Annotated in this window: 14 protein-coding genes; 2 read left to right on the forward strand and 12 right to left on the reverse strand. The window is 35.4% G+C overall.

Annotation, left to right across the window (positions count from 1 at the left end; all coding sequences use genetic code 11):
* Positions 1-5: 5 nt before the first annotated feature.
* A complete protein-coding gene (locus J3U71_RS04135) occupies positions 6-365 on the reverse strand; it encodes a helix-turn-helix domain-containing protein (RefSeq protein WP_103751610.1) in 360 nt (119 codons plus the stop codon).
* Between the two features lie 1681 nt (positions 366-2046).
* Between J3U71_RS04135 and xerS the strand changes: the two genes are divergently transcribed.
* Positions 2047-3120, forward strand: a complete 1074-nt coding sequence (xerS, locus tag J3U71_RS04140) for a tyrosine recombinase XerS (RefSeq protein ID WP_267392675.1) — start codon at positions 2047-2049, stop codon at positions 3118-3120.
* A gap of 53 nt (positions 3121-3173) precedes the next feature.
* Here xerS and J3U71_RS04145 read toward each other — a convergent pair whose 3' ends face one another.
* From J3U71_RS04145 to J3U71_RS04155, 3 genes are all read right to left on the reverse strand, one after another.
* Positions 3174-3809 (reverse strand): NUDIX hydrolase, encoded by a 636-nt coding sequence (locus J3U71_RS04145; protein ID WP_267392674.1) that lies wholly within the window; start codon positions 3807-3809, stop codon positions 3174-3176.
* Between the two features lie 75 nt (positions 3810-3884).
* Complete coding sequence (locus J3U71_RS04150) at positions 3885-4760, reverse strand: DegV family protein (protein WP_220233036.1); 876 nt, start codon at positions 4758-4760, stop codon at positions 3885-3887.
* A 72-nt stretch (positions 4761-4832) separates the two neighbouring features.
* Entirely contained in the window at positions 4833-5246 is a 414-nt protein-coding gene (locus J3U71_RS04155; protein ID WP_267392673.1) for a MarR family winged helix-turn-helix transcriptional regulator, read from the reverse strand.
* Between the two features lie 369 nt (positions 5247-5615).
* On the opposite strand from J3U71_RS04155, the gene J3U71_RS04160 reads away from it, so the two are divergent.
* The gene (locus J3U71_RS04160) at positions 5616-7304 is read left to right on the forward strand and encodes an Rqc2 family fibronectin-binding protein (RefSeq protein ID WP_267392672.1); all 1689 of its coding nucleotides are present in this window, start codon (positions 5616-5618) and stop codon (positions 7302-7304) included.
* A 51-nt stretch (positions 7305-7355) separates the two neighbouring features.
* On the opposite strand, the gene J3U71_RS04165 is transcribed toward J3U71_RS04160, so the two are convergent.
* The 8 genes from J3U71_RS04165 to J3U71_RS04200 all read right to left on the reverse strand — a co-directional run bounded on the left by J3U71_RS04165 (position 7356) and on the right by J3U71_RS04200 (position 17561).
* Positions 7356-10532 carry a carbamoyl phosphate synthase large subunit gene (locus tag J3U71_RS04165; RefSeq protein ID WP_267392671.1) on the reverse strand — a complete coding sequence of 1059 codons (3177 nt, stop codon included), beginning with the start codon at positions 10530-10532 and terminating at the stop codon, positions 7356-7358.
* Positions 10533-10534: 2 nt separating this feature from the next.
* Positions 10535-11590: a carbamoyl phosphate synthase small subunit gene (locus J3U71_RS04170; protein ID WP_267392670.1), complete on the reverse strand. Its 1056-nt coding sequence runs from the start codon at positions 11588-11590 to the stop codon at positions 10535-10537.
* 4 nt (positions 11591-11594) lie between these two features.
* On the reverse strand, positions 11595-12503 hold the full coding sequence (locus J3U71_RS04175; RefSeq protein WP_220269640.1) for an RluA family pseudouridine synthase: 909 nt from the start codon (positions 12501-12503) through the stop codon (positions 11595-11597).
* Positions 12496-12960, reverse strand: coding sequence for a signal peptidase II (gene lspA, locus J3U71_RS04180; protein ID WP_103751619.1), 465 nt, complete (start codon positions 12958-12960; stop codon positions 12496-12498). The genes J3U71_RS04175 and lspA overlap by 8 nt, the downstream gene beginning before the upstream one ends.
* A gap of 8 nt (positions 12961-12968) precedes the next feature.
* A complete protein-coding gene (locus tag J3U71_RS04185; protein ID WP_267392669.1) occupies positions 12969-14645 on the reverse strand; it encodes a formate--tetrahydrofolate ligase in 1677 nt (558 codons plus the stop codon).
* Between the two features lie 213 nt (positions 14646-14858).
* On the reverse strand, positions 14859-15197 hold the full coding sequence (locus J3U71_RS04190; protein ID WP_220269643.1) for an acyltransferase: 339 nt from the start codon (positions 15195-15197) through the stop codon (positions 14859-14861).
* A 13-nt stretch (positions 15198-15210) separates the two neighbouring features.
* Positions 15211-16440: a metallophosphoesterase family protein gene (locus tag J3U71_RS04195; RefSeq protein WP_267392668.1), complete on the reverse strand. Its 1230-nt coding sequence runs from the start codon at positions 16438-16440 to the stop codon at positions 15211-15213.
* A complete protein-coding gene (locus tag J3U71_RS04200; RefSeq protein ID WP_220221141.1) occupies positions 16437-17561 on the reverse strand; it encodes a THUMP domain-containing class I SAM-dependent RNA methyltransferase in 1125 nt (374 codons plus the stop codon). The genes J3U71_RS04195 and J3U71_RS04200 overlap by 4 nt, the downstream gene beginning before the upstream one ends.
* Positions 17562-17570: the final 9 nt, after the last annotated feature.

The raw sequence follows: 17570 nt of genomic DNA on the forward strand, positions 1-17570 counted from the left end.
AATTCTTAATCTTTATTAATCTCTTTGGCCAAAATAATGAAAGACTTGCATACTCTTTCAGCTTTTTCTGGATCCATCTTTCTTAATTCATTAAGAACTTTCTTGATAAATACCGGTGTATTATCATGATGATTTTCAACTTTAACTTCTTTAAAGCGATAGGCATTCATAATAATATCTGGCGTAGTAGTATTCAAAGCTCTAGCAATCGAGTCCAACTTTTGAATACTAATATTTTGATTTTTAGTTCTTTCAAGACGTGAAATAAAGTTAACTGACAAATCGCTTAATTCAGCGAGGTCCTCCTGCGTCAGCTTCTGCTCACGTCTACGACGACATATCTCTTTTCCTAAATTTATACTCATGGAATAAATTCAACCCTTTCAAAAATATAATTCCATATTCCATAATAACAGATTAATTATGGAATTAAAAACAAAAATAATAAAAATTTTTGAATAAAACGTTTTAATTCGGCTAAAACTTAAATAAAAACAGCCAAATGAAATACTTTAAACTATACCCTAGATAGTATTGTAGGACAAATCAAAAAAAAATCAAATAAAATTTACTAAAAAAATCAACCTAAAATGAAAACTTAAAAAGTGGCAAATACTATTTTGACTATTAAAAAGCATAATTATCAGCAAAGTCCAAAATATGTCTAGGAACAGCATTACCAAAAAGGGTAATAATATATAACATTAAGATGAAAAGCGCTTATCAATTTATTTTGAGAAAATTTAAATGATTAGCAGTTTTGCTAAAAGCTCAAAAATAATAGCTTTAAATCAAGTAAATTTAGCGCAAATAAAAAATGTTTACAATTCTAAGAAAAATTTATAATTACATCGAAATTAGCAAAGTAAATTAGCTAATAATTACATTAAATGAATCAAATTAAAAAAGATATTTTGCCAGCTGCTACAAACCTAAATAAATATTGGTCTTAGGAAAGTAAATAAAGGGTATAGCAATTGAAAGTGATTCAATTCTGGAGATAACTTCGTATAATATATATTATGTAAAGTTATCTCAATTTTATCAATGACTGTCAGTTGTTTTAGTAGAAGTGCGTTTTGCCAAAATCTGTTAATAATCAACGACAATCGACCTAATATTACTATTTAAGTTTTAAGCAGTAGTTAGTTTAATTCCTCTTAGCTTATTCGACAAATCTTACACTACTGACTTTAGAGAGTCTTAATAATTTTCAATAAAGGCAGTTTTATTGCTGAAATAAAACTATTGTCGTCAAGAAAACTAGTGGAAGTTAATTAAATGACACATTTGATAACTTGATGCTTTCACAATTAGTTTGAGCAAGAAAAAGCGTTCTGTTGCTGTTTAACTATAAGGTATCTTGGTGAGAAATTTGAACAAGTAAATGAAGATCACCGCTAGCATGTATGAACTAAACGCAAAAACTATTCTCTGCCAGGATGCATTTGCTAGTAGAGTACTAATTTTACCTGGTATGGTTTGCTGCTTAAAATGCTTTAGTTATCGGGCTAAATAATCAAAATTTTATTTTGGTATCATTAAAACTATAATTTTAATGATAAGCAAAAGTAGCTATCTGACAGGCTTTTGCTGAATTTGCTTAAATCTAACACAAAAATATTATAAAAATGATTACATAACTTTTGTTAAAGCCATTTGCAAAATATTCTAGTAATTAAAGTTTTAACTATCACCTTGCAACTTGGGATTTGGGCTGTTCAAGATTTTAAGTTGACAGTTTTGGCTGGATTTATTCAAAATATCTGTTTTTTACCGGCCTTTTTACCCTCCTGCGTGTTTCTTTAATAAAAGGTTTCCCACACAAGGCTAAAGAACACAATTTATCCTGCTTAGTTACCTAAAATGGTGCTGACCAAGTATTCTTTAACGTGGTCAACTCCACTTATTATTGCAGTTAAATTAGGCTTATTAAGCCTCTTCTTCCCCACTTCCCACTCCTTCACTATAAAAAAGACAAACATACATTCAGATTTTGCTATATATTTGCTATATAATAGTTAGTAAAAAAGCTAGGAGAACTACGTGGAAACAAAAAAGTATTTGGATCTCATTCAAGAAGAATTAAATAAGATGCCGGATTTTGTTAAAGAGTACAATTTTGGTACCAGTCATTCTTTAGCAACATCGTACCAGTATCTTACAGAAATTAGACGTTTTTTTGATTGGCTTCGTCATGAAGGTATTTCCCCCACTGATACCAATCAAAAAATTAGTATTGAAACTTTGGCGACTTTGCACCGAAACGATATTATGCTCTATATCAATTATTTGGGCCATGTTCGAAACAAGCAAGGTAATTTAAATTCACCGACAACGATTAACCGGTCAATTAATGCGTTGCGTTCCTTATTTAAATTTTTAACTATTACCGCTGATAATAATGATGGAAAACCATATTTTGAGCGAAATGTAATGCTGAAAATTGACTCACTTAACAATACTGAGACGTTAAATTATCGTGCACATGTTTTGGAATCGCATATGTACACCGGAAAATTAAAATATCAGTTTTTAGATTTTATAGCTAATGAATTTGAAAAGCAGTGTAATGTTCATGCGCTACCTAGTTTTAAGGTCAATAAGGAGCGTGATATGGCTATTATTGCTTTAATTCTTGGAACCGGCATTCGCGTTTCAGAATGTGCCGGAATTGACCTTACCGATTTGAATTTAAAAAAGGCTACCTTAGATGTCACCCGTAAAGGCGGACAGCGCGATAGCGTGCCGATTGCTCAATGGACACTAAACTATATATCCGACTATAAAAAAGTCCGCAGACAGCGTTATATGGCCTCAAGAAAGGAAACAGCTTTCTTCCTCACGAGGTGGCATCATCAAACAAAAAGAATTACGACTAATGCCATTGAAAAAATGGTTAATAAATATTCTGCTGCTTTTGGGCACCCACTAACTCCACATAAATTGCGGCATACACTCGCTTCCGAATTATATGATGTGACTAAAGACCAGGTGTTAGTAGCACAGCAACTTGGACAAAAAGGTACCTCGGCTACCGATTTGTACACACACGTTGACCAAAAAAAGCAACGAGCAGCTTTAGATAGAATTGCTACAGCTAAAGACAAAAAAGAATAGCTAAGAAAAAAAGAACTCCAATAATGATATGTGGAGTTCTTTTTAGTTTTGTTTTAATCAAATAAAACTTGCCAGTTTGCGGCCTTATGAGCATCAAAACAAATTTTAATTTCTTCCGGTGTATTTCTAATAAGTGAAAGCGGCGGCAAATTGTCTAAGGAAAAATAGTCGCATTCAGTTGTTTCAGTATTTTTTACAAAATCTCCACCTAGTTCATGACATAAAAAGATTACATTACAGACATTAATTGCTCGCTCAGTTCGGTCATGGCCATGAACGTTAGTTTTGCTGTTTCTGATTGCAATTACTTGATCAATTGCAATCTTTCGGCCAGATTCTTCCCGAGCTTCTTTAATACAGTTTTGCGCAACTGATAAATTTGGCTCGCACCAACCACCAGGCATTGACCAATGATCATCTGTAGTTTCGTGTACCAGCAATAGCTTATCATTCTTAAAAATTGCTGCACGTGTAGACAATTTGGGTGTTTGGTAGCCATCATCGCTGCTGAATAAGTCCTTTACTTGCTTTAACGGCAAACCAGTTTTAGCTGCCATCATTTCAGTTGCAATTTCTCTAATTCGAGCATATCGTTCCAAATCAAAGCGATCATGACCATATTCCAGTCCATTTTGTGCGATACTTTGTAATTCAATTGCCCATTTTGAAAATTGATCCTTTTTTTCCATTATTGTTTCCTTTCAGCTGCAAGCAGCCCGATTTGTTTTTACAAAAAAAGCAACTGGAACAGTTGCATACATAAATTATGTTAAATCGATTTTGTCAATATCAATCATCCAACCAATTGCAAATGACTTTTCACCTAAATGTGTAGCAATTACCGGACTAAATTTAGTGACGGATACATTCTGCTCAGGAAATTCCTGCTTGATCCATTCTTTTGCTTCTTCAACCTGGCTGCTATCATTGGAATCAATAATAAAGAGTTTGATTTTATCCTTATACGGCAATTTAGCAATATCTTTAACCGTGAGTTTCTTGATTTTGGCAAATGCCCGCTTCATGGAACGAATTTTATCAAAGGCAACAATATTGCCCTCTTTAAACGTTAAGAGCGGCTTAATATTGAGCATGGAGCCAATAAAAGCCCCGGCATTACTTAGCCGTCCGCCACGACTAAGGTTGTTCAAATCATTAACAACAAAAATCTCGTTAATAGTTGAGCGGATATTTTCAAGGCGCTCAAGAATAACGTTCAATTCTACCCCATTCTTAATCATTTTAGCAGCTGCTAAAACTAAGTTTCCCTGTAAGCGTACCGTCATCTTTGTGTCAATTGGATGTAAATTATACTTTGGATTGCTTTCCGCAATGTTACATAAAGTATGATAAAATCCAGAAATTCCGCTTGATAAAGTAATCGCTATAATTGCTTCATAACCATCATCATGGAGTTTATCAAATAGACTAATCAAATAGCCCAGACTTGGTTGTGAAGTTTTAGGAAAATCAGTTCCCTGCTTTTGCATTTCGAACAGTTGATCAGAAGTAATGTCGATATCTTCTAAGTACTCTTTGTTACCGATGATAATCGGAATAGGAACGACAACAATGTTGTTTTCCTTGGCTTCTTCTTTAGTAATAACGCTAGTACTATCAGTAACTAATGCAATCTTCATCTAATTAACCTTTCGCTTCTTGTATGTACAATATAGGGAAATTATAGCATAAAAAAAGAAGTGGTTCGACAGCTAGTTTAATGAATTTGCTTGCGCTTGCTCTACTAATGAATTAAAGATTTTAGTAAAAACTGCCACGTCTTGATCTGTAAAATCTTTAAACATTGCTTTTTCAATCTGAGTCAAGGCCTGTTTTAGCTCAATAATTTTTTGCAGCCCATTTTCGTTTAAAACAACGGTCTTGCTAGAATCATTTTCTGAACGTGTGATGGTAACAAAACTTAATGTTTTTTTCTGCTGTAGCTGTCTACTCAAAGTTGAGAGTGAGATTTGCAAATTAACGGCTAAATCCCCCATTTTTAAAGCCATATTATTATTTTGATCAAAATATAGCAAAATTCGTGTTTGTGAGAGGTTTAATCCACACCTTTTGCTAATCTCTTTTTTGATATTTCCCGCTATTGTACTAAAAGATAAAATATCCATCTAACTACCTTTTCTTTGTTAAAGTAAACAATAAAAATATTTTATAAGTGAAAACTATTCCTAGAAAAGCCGGTCACCATAAGAAGACGCGGCTTTTACCTTTAAAAATCCGTGAAACATCACCACGGACACAAAATAATTTTTGCTGTGAAACAAACTATATTATTTTTAACTTATGATATTTCATAGCAATAATCATAAATCTATATTACCAGTATATCGACTTTTTGCAATGATTTATTTGCAAAAGTGTCTAAAAGTTAATATATGAACAAAAGTAACTTATTTTAAGATTGATTATTCTTATTCTTCTTTTATACTTATGCCAAAATAATTGGTATAATAGATATCGTATTTTGAGGTGATATTATGGCATTCGATGGATTATTCATTCATAGCCTATTAAACAGTATTAAGCCAACTCTCGTTAACGGTCGTCTTTCAAAAATATATCAGCCGTTTGAACAAGACCTGGTTTTAACATTTAGAAATGAACGTAAAAATTATCAGTTACTTATTTCTGCTAATGCGCAATATCCGCGGTTTTATTTAACTAAGAAAGCAATTGCGAACCCAGATAAGGCTCCGACCTTTGTGATGGTACTTAGAAAGTATTTAGAGGGTTCAATATTACAGGAGATTGAACAAGTAGGTGTAGACCGCATAGTTAATTTTCGCTTTAGTAATCGTAACGAATTGGGCGATCAGGTTCAGCTAGTTTTATCAGTTGAATTAATGGGCCGGCATAGTAATGTTATTCTTTACGATAATAGCAATGGTCATATCATTGATTTACTGAAGCGGATTAACCCTGATGAAAATCGGGCGCGTATTCTTTTACCGAAAGCTAAGTATGAGCTCCCTCCTCTTAACCCAGGAATTAATGGTTTTGATTTGAGCGAGCAAGAATTCAAGCAAAAAGCTGCTGCAAATGATCCTAGCGAATTTGCTGGTCAGATAAATGGTCTTGATCGTGATGATCGCTCCGAGTTAATAGGTTATCTTGAGGATGACTTTTCTTATTCTTCATTTAGGACTTTTATAAATCAATTTGATAAAAAAGGTGCTTTTGTACTATTAACACCTAGAAATAAACGTAAAATTTTTCCTTACCTTCCCTACCATTTGGATTTAGTTAAGGAAAGTTCTGATCCTGATTTAAATCATGCCTTAGATGAGTTTTATCTTTACCAAGCAAATCATGACTGGGTAAAACAAAAATCTAGCAAAATTGAACGTTTGGTTAAAAACGAACAAAAAAAGCTGACTAAAAAAATTGTTAAACTCAAGAAGCAGCTAGAGCAAGCTGAAAACTCTGAAGGATATCGCATTCGCGGTGAAATATTAAACGCTAATTTGGCGCAGGTCAAACCAGGTATGACCAAAATTTCGTTGCCTAATTATTATGATAATAATCGGCCAATTGAGATTAAACTTGACGCTGCCCTCTCGCCTGCTCGAAATGGGCAGAAATATTTCACACGCTACAAAAAATTGCGTGATTCAATTAAGCATGTTAAAGAACAAATTGAGATTGCTAATGACAACTTACGTTATTTTGACTCAATTCAAACTGCTATTGATAATGCTGAACCAGAAGACATTGATCAAATAACTGATGAATTAATAAATCAGGGTTACCTTAAGCGACCACAAAAGCAAAAACGGAAAAAGAAGGTAACTGAACATAATTTGAACAAATTCAGGTTATCATCGGGTAAAACCGTTTTGGTAGGAAAAAATAATTATCAGAATGACTGGCTAACTTTAAAAAAGGCTAATAAAACCGATATTTGGTTTCATGTAAAAAATATCCCTGGTTCTCATGTTATCTTACAAGATGCTAATCCGTCTGATGATGATATTTTAGAAGCGGCAGAAATAGCAGCTTACTTTTCGAAAGCCAAAAATTCTGCGCATGTTCAAGTAGATTACGTGCAAGATAAGCGCGTAAAGAAACCAAACGGTGCAAGACCTGGCTTTGTCATTTACACAGGACAGAATTCAATTGAAGTTACGCCTGAAAAAGAACGTGTTTTGGCCAAAAGAATAGACTAAAAAAGTGATGACAATTTGTCATCACTTTTCTGTTGTAAAAATATTTAATTGTTAAATTGGTTGTGTAGTTAAAGAAAGAGATTCTAAAACTTTTAAAATCAATTCGGTAGTTTCGATACTCGAGAAAACCGGTACGTGAATATTTAGTGCTTCATCTCTAATCCGAATTGCGTCTTCGCTAGCAGTATCAGATAAATCCGTGATATTGATTACCATAACAATCTTATGCTGGCGTATCTTAGCTAACAAATTATTTGGATCAGAATGTACCTTAGTAACGAGTCCTGTTGTAATGCCAGCTTCAGCAAAATTATTAGCTGTTCCCTCAGTGGCAACGATTTTGAAACCTAAGCGATAAAATCGTTGCGCTAGTTCGGTCATTTTCGTTTTATCTTCATCACGAACAGAAATAAAAATTGTTCCATAGCTTGGGATACGCAGACCACTTGCTTCGTAGCCCTTAAACAGAGCCTTAGCTAATTCAGTATCTCGTCCCATAACAGAACCCGAAGATTTCATTTTAGAATCAAAGGTATTATCGCTATTATAATTGATGTAAGAAAATACGGGCATTTTAACGTAAATAAAATCATTAGATGGCCAAAGCCCATTTGGATAGCCTAAATCACTTAAATTTTGGCCGCTTAGAACTTCAGTGGCACATTGCGTAATGTCTTTACCTAAAGCCTGCGATAAAAATGCCACATTATGGCCAGCATAAGGCTTAATTTGTAAGAGATAAATATCATGATTAACGGTTAAAAAGTGTAAGGTAAAGATTCCCCGCATTTTGACTTTTTTAATCAGTTCAATTGCATAATAAGTTAGTCTCTTTCTACCACTGTCTGATAAATTTTGCGGTTTAAAGACGGCAATTGAATCAGAAGCATGAGAGCCTGTTTGCTCTAAGTGTTCAATTATTCCCGGGACAGTTACATTTTTTCCATCAGAAATAGCAGTAATCTCGTATTTATTGCCTTCGATGAAATGAGATAACGTAATTTTGGCTAATAAGTTTTCCTCTAAGTACTTGAGTAAAGCTGGCATATCATAGACAACCGCAGATTTTTGCTTAACGCCCTGATCATTAAACCCACCAATTAAGATTGGAAAGCCATTATCATGAATGAATTCTTTAGCCTGCAGTCGATCCACGGTAGTAACTAATTGATTTTGTTTAAGAGTCTTCATCGGTAACTCAAGAACTTGCCTGATTCGTTTCTTAGGGTTAAGATCCCCTGTTCCCAAAACGTTTAAACCATTTTCAATTAGTCTTTTACTTAAAGAATTAATCTCTTTACCAGAAAATTGCAGCAAAACGTCTTTAATTTGTTCTTTTTCAGCTACATGAATAATACTTTCAACGGTAATTGGTTCGAAGTAAATTTTATCGGCTTTTTTGAAACGTGTTGCAACGGATTCATCATTATTAGAAATCAATACAGTGGCATAATTATTATTATGTAAAGTATAAATTGCATGGCTAATCATGTAGTCAAATTCGCTGGTTACGGAAACCTGAGATGGCAACATACCAATAACTAAAACCTTTTTTTGCGCAGTTAAACGAGCAGATTCATCTTGAACCCCAAAAGCACTGTAGTAAGCATGAACCAGAGGCTCATGTAGGCCAGCCGACCCATCAATTTGTAAATATGAAGGTTTAAGATGTAATTTTGCGATTCGCTTTTTTAAAGCCGTAATTGGAATGCCAGTTAAATCAGAAATTAGTACGTTGCGAAAGCCCCGTTTTTTTGCTTCAAGTAACAATTCATCTGTGAGTTTCCCTGCAGCCAAAGACTGACCAATTTTGACAATATGTTCAAATTTTTGGTAATAAATTGGATGAATGTTAATAATCTTTTGTAAATCCTGATAAGAAAAGCCGACAGCAATTGCTGCTAAAAGCTTAACTAGATGAAGCTCGTCTGGATGAACTAAATCGTAAATAATTTGTTCTCTATCTTTCGTGGTTTCATCATGAAAAACTTTAATTGCCGTTTTGACATTGACTGTTGAAGCTAGTCCTTTTAGAAAAGCAGATTCAAAATTTTGACCAATGCCGATCGCTTCCCCACTGGCCTGCATTTTATTACCTAAGGCATAATGATTACTACCAGATTGGGTTAATGACCAAAATGGCATTCTAATCGCAACCTTATCTTGAGCAGGCTCGATTGCCGCATTTAGACCAGACATTGGGTCAAAGATCTCGTTAAGGCGATAGCCAATGGCAACTTTGCATACAATGTAGCCCATGCTGTAAAGCCCAATTCTCTGCGACCAGATTGCACTTCTTGTAAGTCGCGGCTTAATTGTTAGTACTTTAACGGTAAATTTTGTTCCGTGGTGCTTGACAGCAAAGTGAATATTTAAGATACCGACTATTTTGAGTCCTTCAGCAATTTTTTTCGCAATTGCTCGTAGTTTTTGGACCTGATCATTATTTAGGGTCAAAGCTGGCATAACTGCCGCTGAGTCACCTGAATCAATCGCTACTGATTCAATCGTGTCGGCTAAACTGGTAAAAAGAACGTTTCCGTCACTATCGCGAATGATATTAAGGATTACTTCTTCCCATGAAGACAAGTCCTCAGTTAAGCGGTATTGATTATAAGAAAAATCATCATTTTGTCGTTCATTTTTGAGGTAATCAACCACATCTTGCGCATTGTCAAAAACAAGTTGCTTGTTATGGAAAAACTGCTCTTCTTTAATAAGCATTGCTGGAAAAACGATTCGTTCTGTCAACTGTTTTTCTAAATGCGTTGAGTCAAAGTCAGTTAATTTCCAATATTGGTTAACATCAATCTGATTTTGTTCAAGAAATGATGTCATCTTTTGCTGGTTGTTAATCATGAGAGCTTGCTCGTTAATAGTAAGTAAGCGAATTCTCATTTTTCCCAGAATACCGTCTTTAACTAAATCACGTGTAACTTTGATTCCCATCGTTGAGCCATAAGCAGAAATAACTGCATTAGGCTCTTCCATGCGAATTATTCTCTTTAGAAAGTCTAATGACATTGGCTCTAAATATACAGTTACGTGTGGTCTTTTGTCAGTTGAGACGGTTGCGGGGTTAGGATTAACCAAGACAACCTGAATATCTTCCTCTAAAAGAGCCTTAATCGCATCTGTAATTAAGATATCCGTTTCCGAAACATTACCGATCAAAGTTGGCCCAGAACCGATAATTAATACTTTATTTAAGTCGTTTTCTAAAGGCATAATTACACCATCATCTTTACAAAATCATCGAAAATTTCGAGTGCATCTAAGCTTCCTGGTGCCCCTTCAGCATTAAAAGCTGTTGCAATTACTTTGCTTTTTTTATTACTGAAACCAGCCAAAAGTTCACTGTGCAAGTCATAATATTCTTGCTCCATTTCCATTTGGACACTGTTAGGTAAAACAAGCTGGTCAATATTCATGGCCGTCTGCCAAATACGATTGGAATTCTGCTCAATAACCGGATAATTGGTCCCGTTAAATGCCTCTGGCAATTTTATTAATTCAAAGTTTAAATATGAACTAAGAGCCAAAAAGCCTAGTCCAATGCCCCATATGGGATAATTGCCAAAAAAGTTATCAAAGATAGGTTTGAGATTAGCGGCAACTTCTTCAACTTTGCCGGGGCCACCAGAAATAATGATTCCTTCAGGACGAAGATTTTTAATATCCGGGACGGAAACATCATACGGTAAAACGGTGGCGTTAATTTTTCTAAGAGATAATTCTCGCAGCATCGAGTGTTTGAGCCCAAGATCAATAACGGCCACTGTTTTGCCGACATTTGGAACTGCATAGGCATTCTTCGTTGACACATTTGCGGACCGATTCTTTGGTAAAACAAGAGCCTTAATCTGATCAAAAGCATGCTCATCATTAGTATCCATGATGGAAGCCTTAATCGTTTTCTCTTTATTAAGCCGGTGCACCAAAGCTCGGGTATCGATGTTATAAATAGCAGGAATATTTTTTTCTTTTAAAAAAGAATCTAAATCCTGGAAATTCTCACTATCAGAAATATTCCGCGCAACATCATTGGCAATAATTCCTTTAACGGTTGGATTAATGCTTTCATAATCAATAGCATTAATTCCGTTACCACCAATCATTGGTGCAGTAAAAACTAAAATTCTACCCGCATTTGTAGGATCAGTTAGAACTTCTTGATAACCAAAATTACCGGTTTGAATTGCTAATTCACCGGTTGAAATAATTGATGAGCCTAACCCCTCTCCTAGAAATGAACTACCGTCTTCGAGAATCAAATATCTTTTCATATCATCACTTAGTTTCTCTTAGTTCGGATAATCGCTGTTCAAAAATTTGTGGTGGATCAATCGAAAATTCAAGCCATTTTTGCGATACCGGTTGCGTAAAGCCTAAAACCTGTGCATGTAAAAATTGCCCGTGCCCCTTCAACGTGTGCTGTGGTCCGTACAATGGATCGCCAGCGACGGGATGCCCAATGTAAGCTAAATGGACTCTAATTTGATGCGTTCGACCTGTTTCAAGCTGACATTGAATTAAGCTGTAGCCTTTAAACTGTTCTAAAACCTTGAAATGGGTTATAGCGTCTTTGCCGTTTTCAACTACTGCCATTTTCTTACGGTTATAATGGTCTCGCCCAATCGGGGCATCAATTAGACCGGAATCTTCGGTAAAATTACCATGAACAATTGCAAGATATAGGCGTTTATTACTTTTATTTGCCAATTGTTGCTCCAAACTTGTACGTGCATTGGCATTTTTAGCAATCATTAACAAGCCAGAAGTATCCTTATCAATGCGGTGAACAATCCCCGGACGAAAACCCTCGGGGCTAGCTGCTAAATCCTTGGTATGATATAAAAGCGCGTTGACTAGTGTATGGTCGGGATGACCTACTGAAGGGTGAACGACCATTCCTTGAGGCTTATTAACCACAATTACGTCATCATCTTCATAGACAATTGCAAGTGGAATATTTTCTGGTTCAACAGAAAGTGGCTTCAGTGCTGGAACAGTGACTTTGATTTCATCGCCCTCATGAACCTGATAAGAAGTTTTCTCTTTTTTGTCATTAACCAAAACGTGCTTTTCCTTAATCAGTTCTTTAATTCGTGTACGTGATAAAGAACTGATTTTCTCTGCAATAAATTTATCCAGCCTCGTGTTCTCATTTTTTACCTGTAAAAGATAATTTTCAGTCATGTTCTTCATCACTTTCATCGAAAAAGATTAGGTAGATAAATACTAGGATAATTCCGATAGTAATTGCAGAATCAGCCACGTTAAAAATATTAAAATGAATAAAATCAACTTGGATCATATCGATCACATATTTTAAATGGATCCGATCAATCAAGTTACCGAGAATACCCCCTAAAACCATGCTAATACCAACATCAAAAAGCTTACCCTGCTTTTGGTGTCTAAAAAGGTAATAGAGACAAACCAAAATAGCTACTACACTAATAATGTAAAATAGCCACATTTGTCCAGGCAAAATATTCCAAGCGGCACCCTCATTTTGAAGATAATTAAAAGATAAGATACCCGGAATAATCTGGTGAACCTCTCCAAGGGCATAGTTATTGGCAATGAAAAATTTTAAGCCTTGATCTAAACAAACAACAATTATAGGAATAATTAAGTATAAAAATTGCATAAATATTTTTAGAATAAACCACTTATTTTTCCGTTATTATCAACGTCAATATCAAGAGCAGCGGGATGTTTTGGTAAACCCGGCATGTCTAAAACATGACCAGTCGTAATTACAATGAACCCAGCACCGTTCTTTAAACTTGCACCCTTAACATGCAAGGTGAAATCAGTTGGTGCACCTAAAAGCTTTTGATTGTCAGTAAATGAATATTGCGTTTTGGCAATAATAACAGGTAATTTATCTTTACCAATTTTCTCTAGTTCTTGAATATCTTTTTCGGCCTTATCGCTATATTCAACGTTTTTAGCGTGATAGATCTTTTTAGCGACTTTCTCAATCTTAGTCTTAACCGGATCACTTTCGCTGTATGTTGTTTCTAACTGAGCTTGACCAGAATTAGCAAGATCGACTACTGCTTTGGCAGCCTCAACGCCACCCTTTGAACCTTGCTCATGGTAATCAACGACAATTGCATCAATTCCCTGCTCTTTGACCAGTTTCTGCAGCAAAGCTAATTCCGCTGGTGTATCGGTGGTGAAGTGGTTGATCAAAACAATTACAGGTACATGATAATTGCGCATATTATTCATATGCTGTTCAAGATTTTTAAATCCAGTACGTAAAGCAGCAAGATTTTCTTCATCTAAATGATCAGTTGTACCTTCAGCTTGATACTTCAAGGCACGGACAGTAGCGACTACTACACTCGCATCAAGCTTTCGTTCTAAGTGCTTAGAGACAAAATCCATAAATTTTTGACCGCCTAAATCGCTACCAAAACCGGCTTCTGTCAACGTGTAATCACTAAGATGCAATGCTAAGTTGGTAGCCATAACTGTATTGGCACCGTGAGCAATATTGGCAAAAGGACCACCATGAACTAAGGCTGGTGTGTGTTCAATTGTTTGAACTAAGTTAGGCTTCAAAGCATTTGATAATAATGCTGCAATCGCGCCTTCGAATTTCAAGTCCTTAACGAAAACTGGTTGATCATCTTTAGTGTAGCCAACTAACATTAAGCCAATTCGTTTTTTAAGATCATCAATATCAGTGGCTAAACATAAAATAGCCATTAATTCATTTGCTACTGTAATTGCAAAGCTTGATTGGTGTTCAACACCGTTAAACTTTGATCCTTGGCCAACAGTAATATTGCGCAAACTGCGGTCGTTAACATCAATTCCGCGCTTTAGCACAATTCGATTTGGATCAAGTCCGATTTCATTACCCTGGTAAATATAGTTATCAACCAAAGCTGCTAAAGTATCAATAGCGGCAGTCAGTGCATGCATGTCACCTGTAAAATGTAAATTGATATCTTCCATTGGAATTACTTGCGCTTGGCCTCCGCCAGTAGCGCCGCCTTTAAGTCCAAATACAGGTCCCATTGAGGGCTCGCGCAAAGCAATCATAGTTTTTTGATGCAATTGATTATTGATAGCGTCCCCCAGACCAATAGTCATGGTGGATTTGCCCTCACCTGCTGGTGTTGGGGAAATAGATGTCACTAAAATCAGCTTGCCCAAATGACCGTTAGCCATTGTCTTGTTAATAGCTTGCCAATTGATTTTGGCCTTATCAAAACCGTAAGGTTCAAGGTCATTTTCGCTTAAACCAACTTTTGCTGCAATTTCTTTGATAGGTAATGCGTGAGCTTCTTGTGCAATTTGAATATCTGTTTTCATTGCGCATGCCTCTTTCTATTTAATTTAGTTAATGAATAATTTTATATTGTCATTTTAGTTATTTGCCTTTTCATATTAGAATTTAGGTCCCACCTTTTTATTAATCAGGTTCAATTATACCAAATTTTTCCCCATAAATACTTTTTAATAGATATCTGGTGACAAATTTTAGTTTCAATATAGAATTAATCGACACTAATAAATAATTGTTGTTTAATTTTGTTTTTCGATGCGCAATAATAGGTATTTTTCTAATTCAGTTACCTTAACTTGATAAATTGTTAACCAGTTGAAACGGCTAATCAGTTGAGGTTGCTTGTTTTCATTAATTTTTCGCTTAAATGGTAACTTTAAGCAATTATTTTGCCAATAAGAATTGAAGTAGGTGTATAACACCAGTAAAAAGAAAAGTATTCCTGCGATAATTGCGGGCCAATTAATAGCTTTTGTACTCTCATAAGCGAAAATTAAGCAGAGAAAAAGCACCACTAATAGCCAACTGTAATAAATTAAGCCTACTCTACCTAAGATCATAAAATGCTTTTTTTTCATAAAACCTTCTCAATTAATAATTAAGTGTGACAGATAGATTACTGTGATCGGTCGTATCATAAAGAGTTTTTAAATATTTACTAAAACGGGGATGATCAGCCACCAATGCTTTAAATTCAGGCGAAGCATATAAATCATGTAGCTGCTTTTCACTAAGATGGTTGTGTCCGGTAAAGTAGTTATAATTCATTTCAATAAACAATTGATTTATTTTGTTCAGTCTAGATGATTTTTGATTAGCCAAAGAATCTTTCTGCTTTGAATTCGTACTGAGATTACGTAGCTGAATATTTTTTAAATATTGGTGAAAATTAGTTAGTAACGGATTCTGGCGCTGTTTAGCGCTTAAATACGGCGTCATTTCAAATGTCTGTCGCTGATAAGTTAAAGAAGTTGGGTCCAGCTTAACAATGCCATATGCTTGGTCGTAAGAGCAAAAGCTTGAAGTTACGATTTCAGTCGTTGGTGTTCTGTCTTGCGGACCAACGATATTTTGTGCATGAATATGCCCAGAAAAGGCTGCTTTAATGTCATAATCTTTACATAGTTGTCGCAGTAAAGGTGCATTATTTAACACAAAGCCACGATTAACTGCTGGATTATGAACATAAAGATTGTGATGCATAAAAAGTAGCGGTCGCAAATGATGCTTTTTTGCATAAGTTAGCTGTTTTTCTAACCAAACAATTTGCTCTTCGCTAATTTGTCCTTCGGTCGGAGGAGCACCGATTGCTTCACGCTTGCCGTAAATATTGGAATCTAAAAGTAACAATAAGTATTGCGGATTAAGCTGGACACTATAGCCAAGAGAATAATGGTCTTGACTGAGAGCACATTCATAAGATGAACTAAAAATCCTTTTCCAATCGGTTGGACTAATCTGCTCGGTATAAAGCTGCTGTTCTTCTTTGAAAATCCGTGCCCATCCATCATAAATATCATGATTGCCCGGAATGACAAGTAATTTCGTTGCAGTTAAAGCACTGAATATTTCTTGGAATTTTTTGGCTGACAATAATTCACCGTTAAAAGTGACGTCACCCGTCACAATGATTGCGGCTGGCTTTTTATCATTAACCAATTGGCAAAAGGCACTAAGCGCTATTTCTTGGTAGGCCAGGTCTTTACCTTGACTGGTTTTTTGAATTTCTTGAAAGGCCGTTTTATCATCATGGATACAATCTGCAATCAAATGAGTGTCAGTAATAATCCAAAATTCAGTGTTTAGCTTGTCAGTAATCATTTTTTCTTTGCCCAATATTGATAGAAATCAACCCGCAAATTGCCGTTAAACAGCTTCCTTTTTTTGGTCGCTTTTTTACCAAAAAATTCTTCAAAAAGGGGATCACCGACTAAATAATATTGACTAAAGTCATCATATTTGAGCAAGGCCTCGCCCATCTGCTGGTATAACTCTTCAGCGGATTTCTTTTCTTTTAATCGCTTACCATAAGGTGGATTTGCAATAATCACACCATTTTTCAAATCAGTAGCAAAATCTTTTACAGCGACCTGTTTAAAATAAATGTCTTGCAAAACGCCAGCATTATTGGCATTTAATTTAGCAATTTCTAAAATTGACTGATCAATATCACAAGCCCAAATTGGTTGCTCAAGTGGTTTTACTTGCGTGCGCGCTTCTTCTACAGCTTCCTCATGCAAAGATTGATCAAACCAATCAAAGCCATCAAAAGCAAATTTACGCCAAGAACCTGGCGCAATATTTCTGCCAATTAATGCGGCTTCAATTGCCAAAGTTCCGGAACCAGTCATTGGATCAATTAACGGATGACTACCATCATAAGGTGTCAGTTTAATTAAGGAAGCACCAAAATTTTCTTTTAGCGGTGCACCACCATGCTCAATTCGGTATCCCCGTTTAAATAAACTGGCACCGGTAGTGTCAAGAGAAATTCGCGCAACATCTTTATAAATATGAATATCTAGCGGATACTCATTACCACTTTCCGGTAAAAATCCACGGCGATGGTATTGATCTGACATCTTATTGACAATTGCTTTTTTGACAATTGACTGTATGCCTGGTTCTGAATGTAATTTAGATCGAACTGCCCTTCCCTGAACTGGGAATTTGGCATCAACAGGTAAAAGTTCTGCCCAATCAATATCATATACTTGATTGTAAAGAGTATCGAAATCTAATGCTCGGAATTCTTTAAGTAAAATTTTTACCCGATCAGCAGTTCTAAGCCAGAGATTGGTTTTAACAATATCTGCCTGATCGCCTTTAAAAAAGACCCGACCGTTTTCTGTCTGTGTTTGGTAACCTAACGATTGTAATTCTTTGGCAACAACGCTCTCAAAGCCTGCTCCCATTGTCGTATATAGTTGATATTGCTTCATTATTACTTC

Source organism: Lactobacillus sp. B4015 (assembly GCF_026536055.1).
Classification (GTDB): Bacteria; Bacillota; Bacilli; order Lactobacillales; family Lactobacillaceae; genus Lactobacillus; species Lactobacillus panisapium.

Coding starts and splice junctions, on each gene's coding strand:
- J3U71_RS04135 (WP_103751610.1), bottom strand. CDS start 365: ATGAGTATAAATTTAGGAAAAGAGATATGTCGTCGTAGACGTGAGCAG.
- J3U71_RS04145 (WP_267392674.1), bottom strand. CDS start 3,809: ATGGAAAAAAAGGATCAATTTTCAAAATGGGCAATTGAATTACAAAGT.
- J3U71_RS04150 (WP_220233036.1), bottom strand. CDS start 4,760: ATGAAGATTGCATTAGTTACTGATAGTACTAGCGTTATTACTAAAGAA.
- J3U71_RS04155 (WP_267392673.1), bottom strand. CDS start 5,246: ATGGATATTTTATCTTTTAGTACAATAGCGGGAAATATCAAAAAAGAG.
- J3U71_RS04160 (WP_267392672.1), top strand. CDS start 5,616: ATGGCATTCGATGGATTATTCATTCATAGCCTATTAAACAGTATTAAG.
- J3U71_RS04165 (WP_267392671.1), bottom strand. CDS start 10,532: ATGCCTTTAGAAAACGACTTAAATAAAGTATTAATTATCGGTTCTGGG.
- J3U71_RS04170 (WP_267392670.1), bottom strand. CDS start 11,590: ATGAAAAGATATTTGATTCTCGAAGACGGTAGTTCATTTCTAGGAGAG.
- J3U71_RS04175 (WP_220269640.1), bottom strand. CDS start 12,503: ATGACTGAAAATTATCTTTTACAGGTAAAAAATGAGAACACGAGGCTG.
- lspA (WP_103751619.1), bottom strand. CDS start 12,960: ATGCAATTTTTATACTTAATTATTCCTATAATTGTTGTTTGTTTAGAT.
- J3U71_RS04185 (WP_267392669.1), bottom strand. CDS start 14,645: ATGAAAACAGATATTCAAATTGCACAAGAAGCTCACGCATTACCTATC.
- J3U71_RS04190 (WP_220269643.1), bottom strand. CDS start 15,197: ATGAAAAAAAAGCATTTTATGATCTTAGGTAGAGTAGGCTTAATTTAT.
- J3U71_RS04195 (WP_267392668.1), bottom strand. CDS start 16,440: ATGATTACTGACAAGCTAAACACTGAATTTTGGATTATTACTGACACT.
- J3U71_RS04200 (WP_220221141.1), bottom strand. CDS start 17,561: ATGAAGCAATATCAACTATATACGACAATGGGAGCAGGCTTTGAGAGC.